The sequence below is a fragment of the Kitasatospora sp. NPDC056273 genome, assembly GCF_042268845.1.
In the GTDB taxonomy this organism is placed as follows: domain Bacteria; phylum Actinomycetota; class Actinomycetes; order Streptomycetales; family Streptomycetaceae; genus Kitasatospora.
The window spans coordinates 31196-46947 of sequence record NZ_JBHJSJ010000026.1 but is presented as its reverse complement, the minus strand read 5'-3'; the positions used below and the strand labels follow the sequence as shown (position 1 = coordinate 46947).

The window sequence follows — 15752 nt, the reverse complement described above, 5'->3', positions numbered from 1 at the left end:
GCGCCGCACCAGGGAGGGTGGGACGGTGAAGGGGGCTCTGACCAGCGGGAATGAGGCCCGCCTGGAACGCCGGAATGGGACGCGGAGGGGACGGACGAGAGGACGGACGGGGCGGCTGCCGGAGGGCACCGGGCCGAGGCGCCCCGCGTGTCGTCGGGCCTCGCGAGTGCGTCTAGGGTGTGGGAGCTATGCGACTGGTCGAGATGGAGACAGCCCGGCAGGACTGGAAGGGCATGCTGTGCGGCTGCGGCGGTTCGGCGGAGCACCTGGCCCGGGATCTGCTGCGGCTCGCGGGCGGCGGATCCGGGGCGGAGCCGGGCCAGGTCGACCTCGAATGGCATGTCTGGTCCCCGGTCGTCCTGTGGGAGCCGGCTCCCGCGGTGGCGTCCGTTGCGCTGGCGGCACTGGCCGATGACATCGCACCGGCGGCCCGCGCGCGGTTCCTCGAGCTCCTTCAGTGCCTGGTGGCGGGCGAGGGCACGGACGCGGAGTCCGCCCGACGAGGACTCGATCTTCCGGAGCTGTGCAGAAACGTTGCCGCGCAAGGTCTCTGGCTGCTCTACGGGGAGGTGATGGCGAATCGGTCCCTCGTCGGGGCGGGCACCGCCTTCGAGATCCTCACGGTGGTGGAGCCCGACAGGGCTCGCCTGCACCGTGTCCGGGAGCTCGCGGCCGACTGGCCGCCCGTGTGCTGCCGGACCGGCCTGTGCGATGACGACCTGTGGGCCCTCGACCGCTGACCTCGCCGGAGCCGTGGCCGCGCTGCCGTGGACGAGCCGCGCTGCCCGCTGCCGGGCGTCCGCGGCTCGTCCCCCTCCCGGAGGACGGGGTCAGGGGGCCGGTGACCGCTTGCCCGACACCCCGGCGGCGCGGTGGCACAGCTCGACGAGGGAGCCGAGGAACTGGCCACCGTACGCGCCGGCGGCGGCGCAGGGGTCCACGTCGGCGGCCTGGCCGCCGGACGGCCGCCCGGCGTCGGGCGCGGGCCGCGGTCGGGAGCCGGCGGCCGGGAAGCCCGGTCGCCGCCCCGGGCTCGGCACCGGTGTGCGCCCTGGCCCGCCGTCGCCCTGGTCGGCGGCCTGGTCCTCCTGGTCGCCGGCGGGCCCGGCGTCCGGCGCGGGGACGGGCTCCGCGGTCGCGAGCTCCGACGGGGACGGCACCGGGACCGGCACCGGTGAGGCCGAGGGCGCGGAGCGCTCCAGGACCCCCACGACGGCGGGGGCGGCCGGCTGGTCGTCGGGGACCGGTCGCGGGCCCATCCCGAGGTAGGCCCGCGGGCCGGCGTCCGCCGCTCCCGAGAGCAGCACCGTCGCGAGGACGACCGCGACGACGGTGCCGCGCCCGAACGCCCGGACCGGGGACGGACAGCCGGGCGGCCGCCGGGCGCCGGGGACCGCCAGAGGGACCGCCGAGGGGGCGGCCGCCGCCGACTCCGCCCGGCGCCGGCAGACCTCCGCGTTGCGCGACGCCGCCCACTGCTCCGACGCGCCCAGCCCGGCCCACGCGGTGGCGGCCACGGCGAACAGGTCGGCCGCCCGCAGGGGGTCGCCGCCGACCGCCGCGACGTACGCCCGCACCTCCTGCGCCCGCAGCGTCTCGGGGTGCAGGGTGCCGCGCTCCAGGGCGACGTACCGGTGGAGCTCCTCGGCCAGGCGGGTCGCGAGGGCCGTGTTCCCGGCCTCCATCGCGCCCCGGATCAGGGCCACCCGGGGCGCGTAGGCGGCCGGCAGCCTCTCGGCGGCCGTCCTTGACGACGTGTCGGCCGTATCGGTCATGGGCCCCTCGCAGGTGGTTCTCCGAACGATGGATGACGTCACGTATACCGGTCGGAGCCACCCCGGGCCGGTGCCCTGTCAGCCCATCGGGTGAATCGTCACCGACCGGTCCACGGAACTCCTCCGGCGTTCGGGCCGCTCCGGTAAGGCGCCGCCCGGCCCGGCCGCCGGTCCGCGCCCCCGGGGCGTCACCGCGCCGAAATCGCCTCTTCGAGTGATCCGGGTGACGGGCCGAGTGACCCGGCTGACGGGCCGACCGATCCTGGTGACGGGCCGACGACGGGGCTTCCCGGCGCCGGCCCCGCCGTCAGGCCTGCTCCCCCGCCCGAAGCTCGGTGGCGATCTGGCGCCGGCCGGCGACCAGCGTCTCCAGCACCACCCCGAGACCGACCAGCAGGGCCAGACCCGCGGTGGGCAGCAGCACCGGCAGCAGCACGGGCGTGATGACGTCCCCGACCTTGGCGCCGACCAGCGTCGAGATGTCGAAGGCGCCGCCGAGCAGGGCGACCGCCGCCAGCGCGACCAGGCCGCCGCCGACGGCTGCCGCCAGGGTCTGCGGCAGCGCCTCGGTCATGATCAGCGCCAGCCCGTCCCGGGGCCGCAGGCCCATGGTGCGCAGCCGGGCGAGCACGGCCGTGCGGTCGGGGGCGGCCCGGAAGAGCGTCAGCAGGACGGCGAGCAGGGCGAATCCGGCTCCGGCGGCGGCCGCGTACCAGAACAGCCGCTCGGCGGCGTGCTGCAGCGGGTCGGCGCCGAGCGCGGCGGCGGTCTCCCGGCTGCTGTGCACCGTGTACCCGGCGGGCAGGCCGTGGGTGTCCTTGCCGGTGGCCGTGGAGCCGTCCGCGATGAGCTTGGCCAGACCGACGGGCCTGGCTCCGCCGTTGTCCCGCAGGGCCGTCCTGACCTGGTCGGGGTCGATGTCGCCGACGGCGAACCACTGGTTCACCCGCTTGGCGTCCGGCAGTCGTTCCCAGGTGGGGCCGGCGGGGACGACGACGAACGGCTTGCCCGGGTCCGGCAGCGCGGGGGTGGCGCCGACGGTGTCGGCGACGGTGAGGCGCAGGTCGTTGCCGTTGAGGGTGCGCACCCTGGACGGCCCTGCGGCCAGGTGCTGGGCCAGGTCGCGGCTGACCAGGGCGGGCACCGGGGTGTCGCGGCCGCCTGGCGTCCCGGCCAGCTTCGCCGGGTCGAACTCGCCGACCCCGAGGGCCCGGGCGATCTCGGCGTACGCCGTCGGATCGGTCACCACCACCAGGTTGGCCTCGGTGTAGTCCTGGTCGCCGCCGAAGACGCGGGCCTTGGTCTCCATCCAGACCCCGGTCGAGGTCCGGACGCCCGGCAGGGCGGCCGCGGCCTTGGTGAACGGCTCGGTCAGGGTGGCGTAGTCCGGGAGGGAGACGCCGATGTCCCCGCCCGTGGTGATGCGCGCGGCGCGGGTCCGCACGTCGTCGACGGTGTCGAGCACGGTGGCGCCGAAGCCGGTCGTGGTGACGGCGATCAGCAGGGCGAGCAGCGGCAGCACGGAGGGCCTGCGGCGGCCCGAGGCGTCGCGGGCGGCCCGGGAGAGGCCGAGGAAGCCGATCAGGCCGCGGCCCCGGCCGACGAGGGCGGCCAGCCGGCCGACCACCACCGGCTCGATCCTGGCCAGCAGCAGTCCGCCGGTGACGGCGAGCAGCAGCGGCGCGGCGACCAGCAGCGGGTCCACTCCGGCCCCGGGGTGGCCGACGCCCCGGCGCCGGACCTCCGCGACGGCCGCGGCGGTGACCGCCAGGACGGCGAGTTCGCCGACCAGTCGGCGTCGTCCGCTGACCGGCCGCCGGCGCACCCAGAGCAGGGCCGCGCGGACCGGGAAGCCCAGCAGGGCGATCAGGGTCGCGACCAGGGCCGCCAGCACCGCGCGGTCCCACCGGGGGGTGGGCAGCAGCACCAGGGCGAGCGTCGTGGCGAGCACGGCGGCGGGCAGGACGGTGACCGCCCCCTCGCCGATCAACCGCCGCAGCACCCCGGCGACGGATCCGCCGCGGGCCCGGAGCAGCCGGATCTCGGCGGCGCGCCGGTCGGTGGTGAGCGCGGCGGCCAGGAACAGCACCACGGTGGCGACGCCCGCGACGCCGACCGGTCCGATCACGCTGAGCGGCAGCGAGGCCCGGTAGCGCTCGTCCGCCCTGGTGAGGACGTCGCGCAGGCCGGAGACGGTGTGCAGGTCGGGGCGCCCGATCGCGTCGTGGAGAACGGTGGCGTCGTGCCCGGTCAGGAAGGAGGTGATGACGCCGCGGGTACGGTCGAGCTGGTCGGCGTGCAGCGAGGCGGGGTCGACGGGCAGCCGCCAGAAGTTCTCGGCGTTCGAACCCCAGTGGACCAACGCGGACAGGCTGCCGCCGTCGACGAACCCGCTGGTCGTCCAGTGCTCGTGCTCGGCGTCGGTGTTCAGGCAGGCGCGGGCCGGGCAGCCGAGGTCGTCCCAGAAGGGGTCCTGGGGGTCGTTGGCCTCGTAGAGGCCGACCACCACGGTGGTCCGCCGGACACCCGCGCCCTCGTCGCCGTTGTCGATGACGTCACCGAGCTTGATGCGGATGGTCTCGGCGGCCTTCTTGCTGACCACGATCGGCAGCGGATCGCCGACGGCGCCGGGGGTCGGCCAGGTGCCCTCGGTGAGGGTGGCCCGGGCGGCCAGGTCGTGCAGGTAGAGCAGGCTGAGGACCGGGTACGGCTCCTTGTCCGAGAGGTGGGCGTACCCCGGGTTGGTCATGTAGCGGTCGGCCAGGGCGCGGGCGCCGTAGGCCTGACCCGACGGGGACAGCGTCAGCCGCCCGTCGACCTGCTCGACGAGCTGCCGCTGCACCCGGTCGAGTTCGGCGATGCTGTCGTCCTCCCGCGTCTTGGAGGTGGTCCGCAGGCTGGTCGGGTTGACGCCCTTCTCGCTGACGAAGGACTGGAGCGCCGTGTCCGCGCCCCGGTCCATGACGAGGGGGAAGGCCGCCGCCAGGAAGACGGTGACGAACGCGAGGGCCGCCATGAGCAGCGCGGCCAGCGGGTTCGCCCGCAGCCTGGTACGGACCCAGCGCGCGGGGCGCCGGGCGGTGTCGGGGGTGGGCACGCGGGTGCCGGCCTGGGTGGTCACATCTCCTCCACGTGGCGCGGGCGGGCGGCCACGTCTCGACGGCGGCGTCCGATGAGGAAGGCCGACAGCAGCAGGGGCGACCGCGATCGCGGTCGCGTGCGGCGCACTGATCACCGGCAATCGGTCGCCGGATAGCGGACGATGCTGTCAGATTCGATCGAGGAACGGAAGGGATTCGCACGAATCAACTAAGCACTGAGCGAATTCCTTGCATTGGCGGGATCCGGGCCGGCGGCAAGTCGTCGAAATGCCATGCGCACTTCACAACTCCGGCTTCACCGCACGCCCTTGACCAGGCAACTTCTCTTTCCGGAATTCCCTACTCGAAACGGTGAACCTGCGAAGCCGCCCCAACCGTTGCCCCGGACGGAACCGCACAGCCACCGCCCGCCGGGGGCGCCGCCCCGACGGCCACCCGCCCGACGGCGGCCGTGACCGGTCCCCGGTGCAGCCCTCGCCGACGGGCCACGGGCCGGCGACGCCGACGGGCCCACGCCCCGTGGCCGTCGGGGCGGGGCGCGGGAGATCGCCGCCGCAACCTGGCATATTCCGTCCGCCGGAACGGGCTTGAAAGCACCTTCGTGCACCAGCAAAGTGGTCGCCAGTGAACCGGCACCATCGATACGAGGAGGATGCATGACGCAGACGCCCGTACCGTGGGGCATCGGCAGGATGACGCCGTACGCGGCCACCACTGCCACGCTCCCGGCGCTCACGCCCGTGATCGACCCCGAGACGCAGATCGCGGTCGTCGTGGACGAGGACGGCCGCACGGTGGAACTGGGTTCCCACGGCACCAGCACCAGTGGACTCACCCCGACCAGCACCCGTCCCGGCGACGGGGCCGCGCCGGGCGGTGCGACCGACGCCGACAGCACCGAGTCCTACGACCAGGACCAGAGCGGCAGTTGACGCCGAGACACCGTCAGCCGGTGCTGGTGCTGACCAACCCCTACGACGTCACCGCGGACGTGGTCCTGCGCGTCCTCGCGCACCGCCGCTCCCCCGTGGTCCGTCTCGACCCCGGCACCGACCTGCACACGGGCGCCTCGCTGACCGCCTCGTTCCGTACGGACGGCCGGCGGGGCACCCTGCGCACCCCGAGCCGGGAGCTCGACCTCACCGAGGTGGGGGCCGTGTGGGTGCGCCGGGCCTCGCCCTACGAGGGGCCGGCCGACCTCGACGGCCCGGAACGCCGCTTCGCGGCCTCGCAGTCCGTGTGGGGCGCGGGCGGCATCCTCGCCTCCCTTCCAGGGGCGCACTACGTCAACCACCCGTGGGCGAACCGCGCCGCCGAACACAAACCCGCACAACTCGCCGCCGCGCAGCGCTCCGGATTCGCCGTCCCGGACACCCTCATCACCAACGACCCGCAGGAGGCACGGGACTTCGTGGCCCTCCAGCGGGCCGGAGCGGTCTACAAGCCCGTGTGGAACACCCCGTACTCCGTCGACGGCGAACCGCGGGCCGTGTGGGTGCGGGACGTCCGGGCGCAGGAGATCACGGACGCGGTCCGGGCCTGCCCGCACCTGTTCCAGGCCCGGGTCCCCAAGGCGTACGACGCCCGGGTGACCGCCGTCGGCGACCGGCTGTTCGGCGTGCGGATCGACAGCCCGGACCTCGACTGGCGCCACCGGCAGGACCTGATGACCTGCACGCCGATCGCCGTACCCGAACCGGTCGCGCGGTCCGTGGCCGACTACCTCAGCCACTTCCGGCTGGTGTTCGGCGCGTTCGACTTCGCCGTCACGCCGGACGGCAGCTGGTCGTTCCTCGAATGCAACCCCAACGGCCAGTGGGCCTGGCAACCGCCCGAGACCACCGACCGCATCGCACTCGCTGACGAGCTGCAGAGAGGCCCCGACGCATGAGCACGTCCGAAGAGCTGCGCGCCGCCCTGACGGCCGACCTCGCCGAGAACGGCGCGCTGTCCGACCCGGCATGGATCAAGGCGGCCGAAGCGGTCCCCCGCGAGGCCTTCGCCGGGGCGTACTTCCTCCCGGTCGAGGGCAGCGACCCGACCGCCTACCGGCCGGTCCGGCAGGGCGACCCCGGCTGGCTGGAGGGGATCTACACCGATCGGACGCTCATCACCCAACTCGACGGCCACACCGGCGCGGACGAGGCGGACGGACAACCCGTGGTCGGGGCCCCGTCCTCCTCCTCCACCCTGCCGTCCCTCGTCCTCGGGATGTGGCAGCGGCTCGGCACGGACACCGGACACCGCGTCCTCGAGATCGGCACCGGCACCGGCTACTCGACCGCCCTCGGCGCCCACCGGCTCGGGGACGGGAACCTCACCAGCATCGAGTACGACCCGCGGGTCGCCGAACGCGCCGCCGCCGCACTCCGGGCCGCCGACTACCGGCCCCGCCTCCTCGTCGGCGACGGACTGCGCGGAGACCCCGGCGGCGGCGCCTACGACCGGCTGATCGCCACCTGCTCGGTCCGCTACCTGCCGATGCCCTGGCTGCACCAGGTGAAGCCGGGCGGCCGCATCCTGGTCACCCTGTCCGGCTGGAGCTACGCCTCCGGCCTGGCCGAGCTCACCGTGACCGGCCCCGGCGAAGCCACCGGCCGGTTCCTGCCCGGCTACACCAGCTTCATGATCGCCCGCCCGCACGACCGCCCGCCCCGCTCGACCCTCGCCATGCTGCCCGGCGACGAACGGCCCAGCCTGATCGACCCGGCCGTCGTCGACAGCTGGACCGGCAGCTGGGTCGCCCAGCTCGCCGCCCCCTCCGCCGAACGCATGGGCAACGGCGCGACCCAGATCCTCTCCGACGTCGCCACCGGCTCCCAGGCCCGCACCGCACCCCGCCCCGACGGAGGATGGACCGTCACCCAACGGGGCCCGCTGCGGCTGTGGGACCGCGTCGAAGAGGCCGTACGGCTCTGGCGGCGGGCCGGCGAGCCGCACCAGGAAGGCTTCGGGATCACCGTCTCGGCGGCCGGACAACGGGTGTGGATCGGTACGGAGGACGGCCCGGGCTGGAACCTGCCGATCTGAGCCGGGGGCGGGTCCGTACCACCGGTCGAGGGCAGTGCCCTACCAGAGCCCGGCGGCCAGCCAGACGGTCACGGCCGCGGTGCTGACGAGCCCGAGGTTGAGCGCGATCCGGCGGTCGCCGCCGGTCAGACCCAGCCGCCACTCAGCCGGGCGATCAAGCAGTTGGAGGCCGAGGTGGGGGCCCGGCTGTTCGACCGCTCGCCCGCCGGCGTCTCGCTCACCCCGGTGGGCACGGTGCTGCTCGACGAGGCGCGGGCCCTGCTCGACCACGCCGACCGCGTCCGTGCCCGCGTGAGCTCGGCAGCCGGCGCCGCGACCATCACCGTCGGCATCCTCGGCAACCTCACCGACCCCGGCGTGACCAGGCTGGCGGCCGCCTACCGCCGACGCCACCCCGGCATCGACATCCGCATCCGCGACACCGATCTGACCGACCCCACCTGCGGGCTGCGCGCCGCACTCGTCGACGTCGCCCTCACCCGGGCACCGTTCGACGAGACCGCCCTGACGGTGCGCACACTGCGAAGCGACCCGGTCGGCGTGGTCCTGCGCGCCGACGATCCGCTGGCCGGCCGCGGTCGACTCCGGCTCCCCGAGCTGGACGACCGCCGCTGGTTCCAGTTCCCCCAGGGCACCGACCCCGTCTGGCAGTCGTACTGGAACGGCGGCAGGCCGCGCGAGGGCGCCGTGGTGCGCACCGTCCAGGAGTGCCAGCAGGCCGTCCTGTGGAACGGCAGCGTCGGCCTGGCCCCGCTCGGACACGACCTGCCCGCGGAGCTGGCCGTGGTACCGCTGACCGACATGGCGCCGAACCGCGTGGTGGCGGCGTGGAACGAGGGCGACACCAACCCGTTGATCCGGTCCTTCGTCGAGCTCGCGACGGCCGCGTACCGCCGCTGAGCACCGGCAACCGGTCCGGCCGGTACGACCGGTGCTCGCGAACGAGCCGCCGCACGAGGGCATTTGTGGCCGGCTTCAGCCGTCCGCCGGAACCGGGGCGGGAGAGGTCTCCACCCGCGGCCGTTCCCGGCGGCGTCGGCCGCGTTCGACGATCGCGACCGAGGCGAGCACCACCACGGCGCCCGAAACCCGTCCGACGGTGAGACGGTCGCCGTAGCAGAGGGCGCCGGCGGCGACGGTCACCAGGACCTCGGTACAGGACAGGATCGCGGCGGTCGGGGCTCCTACCGCCTGTGTCCCGGCGAACAGGCACAGCACCGGGACGACGGTGGAGCACAGGGCCAGCAACGCGATCCACGTCCACGCCGGTTCGGACGGCAGCCGCAGTCCACCGGTCGCCGTGCCGAAGACAGCCAGGCCGGCGCAGGCCCCGGTGCACACCAGTGCGGACAGCAGCGGCGGATCGAGGCTCTTCACCAGACGGTCGGCGGCCGTCAGGTACAGGGCGTAGGTGACGGCGGCCCCCAGCGCCAGCAGCACACCCGCGGTGTCGGCGCCCGGCCCCGCGCCGCCCGGACCGAGCACGCAGAGCACCCCGAGCGCGGAGCAGGCCAGTGCGGCCAGCCGGTAGCGGTCGGGAGACTCCCGGCGCAGGACGAGGGCGAGCAGCGTCACCGCGGCGGGGTAGGCGTAGAGCAGCAGCGCGGCCAGCGAGGCGTCGATCCTGGCGACCGCGCCGAAGTACGCCGCCGACTGGACGGCGTACCCCATGGCCCCCAGGGCCAGGCCCGCCGAGAGCATCCGTCCGTGTGGGCGGCGCGGGTGCGGCGGGCGGCGCGGGCGGCGCGGGCGGCGCGGGCGGCGGCAGACCACCACAGCCCAGAAGACGGCGGCGGCCAGCGCGAAGCGGGCGGTGAGCACGGTGGTGACGCCGGTACCGGTGGCGAAGGCCTGCTTGGCGAACACCGGGGCGAGGCCGAATCCGCTCGCCGACACCAGGCAGAGAACGGCCCCGCGGGCCGCGACACGGGACGGGGGTCGAGTAGTCACACCCAGACGCTAAATCCGCCGGATCCATCGAGGTAGCCTTGCTTTCCTGTCGTATCCACAGGAGATTCCTTGATCACGCTCCAGCAGCTGCGCTGCTTCCAGGCCACGCTGGAGCACGGCTCGTTCACGGCCGCCGCGGCCGCGCTGGGCTACGCACAGCCGTCGATCTCCGAACAGGTGCGCCTGCTGGAGAAGCACCTCGACACCAGACTGTTCCGCCGGGTGGGCCGGGGCCTGGTCCCCACCGAGGCCGCCCGAGCACTCCAGCCCCACGCCACCGCCGCACTGGCCGCGGTCGACGCGGCCGGCCGGGCGGTCGCCTCGGTCCGCCAGGTGCTGACCGGAACCGTCCGCCTCGGCGTGTTCCGCACCGCGCGCCACTACCTCGGCAGTCATCTGGTGGCCGACGTCCTGACACGGCACCCCGGACTACGGGTCGAACTCGTCGGGCCCCACTCCGTCCCGGTGCTGGACCAGCTCCGCCGCGGCGCGCTGGAAGTCGCCGTGGTCGCCCTGCCCTTCGGCGGTGCGGACGTGACGGCCCGCCGGGTGATGCGGGACGAACTGGTCTACGTCAGCGCCGATGCGGCGCGGGCCTCCGCCCCCGTCACACCGGCGCAACTCACCGCGGCGCAGCTGGTCCTGCCCGATGTGAGCTGGCGCCAGGAGGACTCCACCCGCCGGCACCTGCTGGCCGGCGTGCAGGCGGTGGGCGGCTCGCTGCACCCGAGGATCGAAGTGGAGGAGACGGAGACGGCGTTGGAGATCGCGGCGACCGGCCTGGCCGACACGGTCACCTGGCGCGGCGTGCTGCACGGGCTTGCCGAGCGCGTGCCGCCGGGGCTGCACTGGGCCCCGCTGTCGCCCCCGCTCCACGAGACGTTCGCCGTGGTGCACCCGCCGAACGCCGAACTGTCGCCCGCCGCAGAAGCGGTGGCGGCACTCGCCACCGCCAGGATGAGACGACTGGACACCGCCGTCCGCTACGCCCCGCCCATCGGTTCCTCCGGAGGAGAACCGCTCAGCGCGCCCTGACGGACGACAAGCGGCGCCGCCGTCCGGTCCTACCAGCGCCGCACCCGTCACCGGGCGGCGTCAGGCTCGGGGCACTCGCTCTGCGTCCTTCCCGCGGCTGCCGGGGATACGGCATGCGCAGTGCGCCCGCGGCTCGGTTGTCCGCCGTGCGGCCGGGAATCGCGGGCTCCCGTCATCCGTCGAGGCGATGCGTTGCTACGTCTCGGAGATGACGGTGTCTCAACCTTCTCGGCGAGGTCGGATCGGAGTTCGCGACCTACCGTTTCTCACATGACCAGACTCCGTCGCACCGCCGTGGCCGCCGTGCTCGCCCTCGTCCTGCCATTGCCGATCGCCGGGGCGAGTTCGGCGCTCGCGGCACCCGGGCCCGGCGCCGCTCCCGCCGCCACCTCGGCGGAGGCGTCCACCGGACAGCTCGACCTGCCCCGGCCGACGGGGTCGCAGGCCGTCGGCCGCAGCACGCTGCACCTCGTCGACCGGGACCGCCCGGACCCGTGGGTGCCGGCCGCGGGGGCGCGGCAGTTGATGGTGTCGATGTACTACCCGGCCCGTCCCGGGACGGGCGGTCCGGCGACCCCGTACCTGACCGCCGAGGAGGCCCGGCTGCTGGTGGACTTCCAGGTGCCGGGCGGCACCGTACCGCCCGAGGCGGCCACCGGCCTCCACCCGTGGGCCCGCACCGACGCGCGCCCGGCGCCGGGCAGGTACCCGCTCGTCGTCCTCTCCCCCGGGTTCACGCTCCCCCGCGGCACCCTCACCGGCCTCGCCGAGGACCTGGCCAGCCGCGGGTACGTCGTCGCCGCCGTCGACCACACCTACGAGACCTCCGGCACCACCTTCCCGGACGGGCGCACCCTGACCTGCGCCGTCTGCCAGGACCTGAACGACGACAAGATCGCGGCCGTCCCCCCGAGCCGGGCCAAGGACATCTCCTTCGTCCTCGACCAGCTGACCGGCCCCCGCCCCGCCTGGCCGCACGCCCCCATGATCGACCGGGACCGGATCGGCATGGCCGGGCACTCCATCGGCGGCAACTCCGCGGCCAGCACGATGGCCGCCGACCAGCGGATCCGCGCCGGCGTCAACATGGACGGCAAGTTCTTCGACCCGTTCCCCGCCGGCGGGCTGGACGGACGGCCCTTCCTGCTTCTCGGCACCCAGTCCGTCCACAACCCCTCGGGCTGGGACACCACCTGGAACGAGGCCTGGGCCCGCACGGACGGCTGGAAGCGCTGGCTGTCCGTGACCGGCTCCGACCACGGCAGCTTCACCGACGCACCACTCATCGGCGCCCGCGCGGGCCTGCCCGACCCCGAGGCCACGCTCGCCCCACTGCGCGCCGAGAAGATCACCCGGTCCTACGTCGGCGCCTTCTTCGACCTGCAGCTGAAGGGCATCCCCCAGCGGCTGCTCGACCGCCCGTCGACGGCGTACCCGGAGGTCCTCTTCCAGCAGCCCTGACGGGGCGCCCCGCAGGGCGCCAGGCCCGTCCGCCGGACAACCGCGCCCGGGCGATGGCCCGGCCGGCCCCCTACGCTCCCGGAGCGTCCCCGGCTCTGTCAGGACCAGCGGACGTGGCCGGCCACGCCCTGGCCGGTGCGGACGGCGCGGCACAGGATACGCAGCGGGCCGTATCCGAGCCTCGGATGTCGACGTCGACTGACGGGAGCCATCGTTCGGGACGTACGTAGTCGACGACGCGCTTGATGTCCCGGATCGGCGCGACGGCGGGCGCGCTGCTGCCGAGCAACGTCTCGGCACGCACTCCGGGTATCGGATCCGGCAGGAACACCGCGCGCATGATCAACAAGAAAGCGGTCCGTCACGGCTTCGACGACGCGTGCCTGCCGTCCACGGCTCAGGCCGAGCTCGCTGGCGTCTCCTGGAGCAAGCTGCCGCACTCCTGTACCGGCCTGTACGGCCTGCCCGACACCCCCGACGTCCTCCGTGGGCTACTCGCCACCGACCCAACCCGCCGAGTTCAGGCGGTCTGGGACCTGTACCGGCTGCTCCTCGACCAAGAGCGCCTGTTTCCGGCGACCGCCCCAGCGGCTCTGGTCGTCGCCGCCCTTCTCGACGATCCGCGCACCCTCACTGAAGACCGGTGGGAACGGAGGGCAGGCACGCGGCCGCTGCGCGCGGAACTGCTGAACTGGCTGGCCTCTTTCGCCGACGTCGCCCGCCACGACGTCCAGGACGGTGTCGGCACACCGCAGGACCTGGCCGCTGCCCGCACGGTGCGGCCGAGGCTCCACGCCCGGGTCACGCCCTACTACGAGGACAGGGATCCGCGGGTACGGGAGGCCGCCGTCGCCGCCACCGCCGTGCTGCTCGCGGACCCCGCCCTCGCCGCAGCCATCCCGCAGCACGCGCCTGCGGTGCGCGATGTCCTGACATCGAGTGCGGACTCGTACTACCGGTGGATCGCCCGGGATCGGCTGAAGGCCTGGGGCAATGACACCGCGGGCCTCTCGGCCCGGGAGGAGGAGCACCACGCAGCCGTGGGTCAAGCGAGTGCGCTGGCCGAGGGCCCGTTCGAGGAGGGCCAAGGGCAGGCGATCAGGTGGCTGGCCGAGCAGCCGGAGGACACCACCGCCCTGGAACCGCCCCGTCGTTGGCACCCGGGCTGGACGCGACCGGAGCAAGCAACCCCGCACTGGCCGGCCCCCGAACCGCCCACGGCCGTCCAGGGCAGTGCACCGGGGTATCGGGGCGCCTGGCAGATCTCCGGAGCCGAGGAGCGCGACGAATGGACGTTCACGCCGTACGTCGGGGTCGGACCGCTGCACTTCGGAATGACCCTGGAAGAGATCACCACCAGCCTCGGTGAATACGGGTCCGTCGCGCCCTCCTACGCCCGTGAAAGCGGCGAACACCGGCTCAACTACGCCGACTTCCACACCACTGGCATCAGGGCCCTCTTCCAGAAGAACCGTCTGGAGTGCGTGGCCGTGAACGCGCTCGCCCGCCCCCAGGTACGGCTGGACGGGGTTCCGCTGACCGGCTGCGTGCCGTCCCGGCTGGAGGACTGGCTCGTCCACCGCACGACCTACGGTCGCCTGATGTACAGCCCTGCCGCCGACCCGGTCTTCCCCGACCTCGGCCTGGCAATTCGTACCCAGCGCGCGGGCGACGTCAACCTGACCCGGCCGCTCTTCCTGCTGCACGACTGGCTCGCCCTCTGGGACTACCTGCCCAGCGAGGAGTGGAACCTCCGATAGAGCCGGCTCACCCTCGCCGCACCCGGACGCCGGTGGCCCGGGTGCTCCGGTCCGTCTGCCATGCGGAGCGATGCCGTGCATGCGGCTGTCAGGTACGGGCCGTGTCGAAGTGGGGTTGGCGGCGATAGAGGGCGATGTCGTTGTGGAAGCCGACGATCAGGTCGCCGGTGAAAGTGATCGAGACGGTGGAGGGGCTTTCGACGGGGATGGTCGCGACGGCCGTCTGAGCCCGGAGGTCCCAGACCCGTATCGTGTCGTCCCTGCCTGCGGTGATGGCGACGGGCAGTCCATCGAGCATCGCGCATGCCACCCCGGTTACGCTGCCGGTGTGGCCGGCGAGTGGTTCGCCGACAGGTCGCCGGGTGGCCAGGTCCCACACCCGCACCGTCCAACCCCAGCTTCCCGTGACCACGACGGGTCGGCCGTCGAGCACCGTGCATGTCACCCCGATCGCGCTGATGGCATGGCCGGCGAGTGGTTCGCCGACAGGTCGCCGGGTGGCCAGGTCCCACACCCGCACCGTCCCGCTGTTGCTTTCGGCGACGGCGACGGGCCGTCCGCCGAGCACCGCGCATGCCACCCCGGTCACGCTGCCGGTGTGGCCGGCAAGTGGTTCGCCGACAGATCGCCGGGTGGCCAGGTCCCACACCCGCACCGTGTGGTCGCTGCCTCCCGTGACGGCCACGGGCCGACCATCGAGCACCGTGGACGCCACCGCGGTCACTGCGCCGATATGACTGGCAAGGGGCTCACCAACAAGCCGACCGGTGACCAGGTCCCACACCCGCACCAAGCCCCGACTTCCCGTGACGGCGACGGGTCGGCCGTCGATCCCAGCGCATGTCACCGCGGTGACGCTGCCGGCGTGGCCGGCGAGTGGCTTGCCGACCGGTCGCCGCGTATCCAGGTCCCACACCCGCACCGTCCCGTCGTGGCTTCCCGTGACGGCGACGGGTCGGCCGTCGCGCACCGTGGACGCCACTGCGGTCACGCTGTCGGTGTGACCGGCGAGGGGCTTGCCAACGGGCCGACGCGTGCCCAGGTCCCAGACCCGTACCGTGTCGTCGCTGCCTCCCGTGACGGCCACGGGCCGTCCGTCGAGCACCGTGCATGCCACTGCGGTGACGCTGCCGGAGTGGCCGGTGAGGGGTTCGCCGACGAGCTGGCCCGTTCCCAGGTACCGCACCCATACCGTCCCGTCCCGGCATGCGGTGACGGCGACCGGTCGGCCGTTGAACACCGTACACGCCACCGCGGTGACGCTACCGGAGTGGCCGGTGAGGAGTTCGCCGACGGGGCGCCCGGTACCCAACTCCCAGACTCGTACCGTTTGGTCGCTGCCTGCGGTGACGGCTACGGGTCGGCCGTCGAGTGCTGCGCATGCCACCTGGGTCGGCCTGCCGATGTGGGGACCGGAGGGCCCGCCGACGGGTTGCCGGGTGGCGAGGTCCCACACCCGCGCCGTCCCGTCGTCGCTCGTGGTGACGGCGACGGGCCGACCGTCGACTGCCGAGCACACCACCTGGGTCGGTCTGCCGATGTGGCGACCGGAGGGCCCGCCGACGGGTTGCCGGGTGGCGAGGTCCCACACCCGCGCCGTCCCGTCGTCGCTCGTGGTGACGGCGACGGGCCGACCGTCG

Annotated in this window: 11 protein-coding genes and 1 pseudogene; 8 read left to right on the top strand and 4 right to left on the bottom strand. The window is 74.1% G+C overall.

The window, feature by feature from the left end:
- Nucleotides 1–188 precede the first annotated feature (188 nt).
- Nucleotides 189–740, top strand: a complete 552-nt coding sequence (locus ACFCY1_RS23210) for a hypothetical protein (protein ID WP_375875888.1) — start codon at nt 189–191, stop codon at nt 738–740.
- A gap of 90 nt (nt 741–830) precedes the next feature.
- Here ACFCY1_RS23210 and ACFCY1_RS23205 read toward each other — a convergent pair whose 3' ends face one another.
- Both ACFCY1_RS23205 and ACFCY1_RS23200 read right to left on the bottom strand, forming a co-directional pair.
- Nucleotides 831–1775, bottom strand: coding sequence for a hypothetical protein (locus tag ACFCY1_RS23205; protein ID WP_375875887.1), 945 nt, complete (start codon nt 1773–1775; stop codon nt 831–833).
- A gap of 307 nt (nt 1776–2082) precedes the next feature.
- Nucleotides 2083–4896: a hypothetical protein gene (locus tag ACFCY1_RS23200; RefSeq protein WP_375875886.1), complete on the bottom strand. Its 2814-nt coding sequence runs from the start codon at nt 4894–4896 to the stop codon at nt 2083–2085.
- Nucleotides 4897–5532: 636 nt separating this feature from the next.
- Here ACFCY1_RS23200 and tgmA point away from each other — a divergent pair.
- From tgmA to ACFCY1_RS23180, 4 genes and pseudogenes are all read left to right on the top strand, one after another.
- Nucleotides 5533–5808 carry a putative ATP-grasp-modified RiPP gene (gene tgmA / locus ACFCY1_RS23195; RefSeq protein ID WP_049649147.1) on the top strand — a complete coding sequence of 92 codons (276 nt, stop codon included), beginning with the start codon at nt 5533–5535 and terminating at the stop codon, nt 5806–5808.
- Entirely contained in the window at nt 5805–6767 is a 963-nt protein-coding gene (gene tgmB / locus ACFCY1_RS23190) for an ATP-grasp ribosomal peptide maturase (RefSeq protein WP_375875885.1), read from the top strand. The genes tgmA and tgmB overlap by 4 nt, the downstream gene beginning before the upstream one ends.
- Complete coding sequence (gene tgmC, locus ACFCY1_RS23185; RefSeq protein ID WP_375875884.1) at nt 6764–7906, top strand: ATP-grasp peptide maturase system methyltransferase; 1143 nt, start codon at nt 6764–6766, stop codon at nt 7904–7906. Before tgmB ends, tgmC begins: the two co-directional genes overlap by 4 nt.
- Nucleotides 7907–8035: 129 nt before the next feature.
- A pseudogene (locus tag ACFCY1_RS23180) lies at nt 8036–8806 on the top strand (LysR family transcriptional regulator); the annotation flags it as partial.
- A gap of 75 nt (nt 8807–8881) precedes the next feature.
- Here the strand turns inward: ACFCY1_RS23180 and ACFCY1_RS23175 are convergent.
- Complete coding sequence (locus tag ACFCY1_RS23175) at nt 8882–9856, bottom strand: DMT family transporter (RefSeq protein ID WP_375875883.1); 975 nt, start codon at nt 9854–9856, stop codon at nt 8882–8884.
- 69 nt (nt 9857–9925) lie between these two features.
- Here ACFCY1_RS23175 and ACFCY1_RS23170 point away from each other — a divergent pair, with 69 nt between their 5' ends.
- The 3 genes from ACFCY1_RS23170 (at nt 9926) to ACFCY1_RS23160 (ending at nt 14112) form a co-directional block, all read left to right on the top strand.
- Nucleotides 9926–10891: a LysR family transcriptional regulator gene (locus ACFCY1_RS23170; protein WP_375875882.1), complete on the top strand. Its 966-nt coding sequence runs from the start codon at nt 9926–9928 to the stop codon at nt 10889–10891.
- Between the two features lie 270 nt (nt 10892–11161).
- A complete protein-coding gene (locus tag ACFCY1_RS23165; protein WP_375875881.1) occupies nt 11162–12352 on the top strand; it encodes an alpha/beta hydrolase family protein in 1191 nt (396 codons plus the stop codon).
- Nucleotides 12353–12597: 245 nt separating this feature from the next.
- Nucleotides 12598–14112: a hypothetical protein gene (locus ACFCY1_RS23160; protein ID WP_375875880.1), complete on the top strand. Its 1515-nt coding sequence runs from the start codon at nt 12598–12600 to the stop codon at nt 14110–14112.
- 88 nt (nt 14113–14200) lie between these two features.
- Here ACFCY1_RS23160 and ACFCY1_RS23155 read toward each other — a convergent pair.
- Nucleotides 14201–15752 (bottom strand): WD40 repeat domain-containing protein (locus tag ACFCY1_RS23155; RefSeq protein ID WP_375875879.1); only part of this gene is annotated, 1552 nt, incomplete at its 5' end.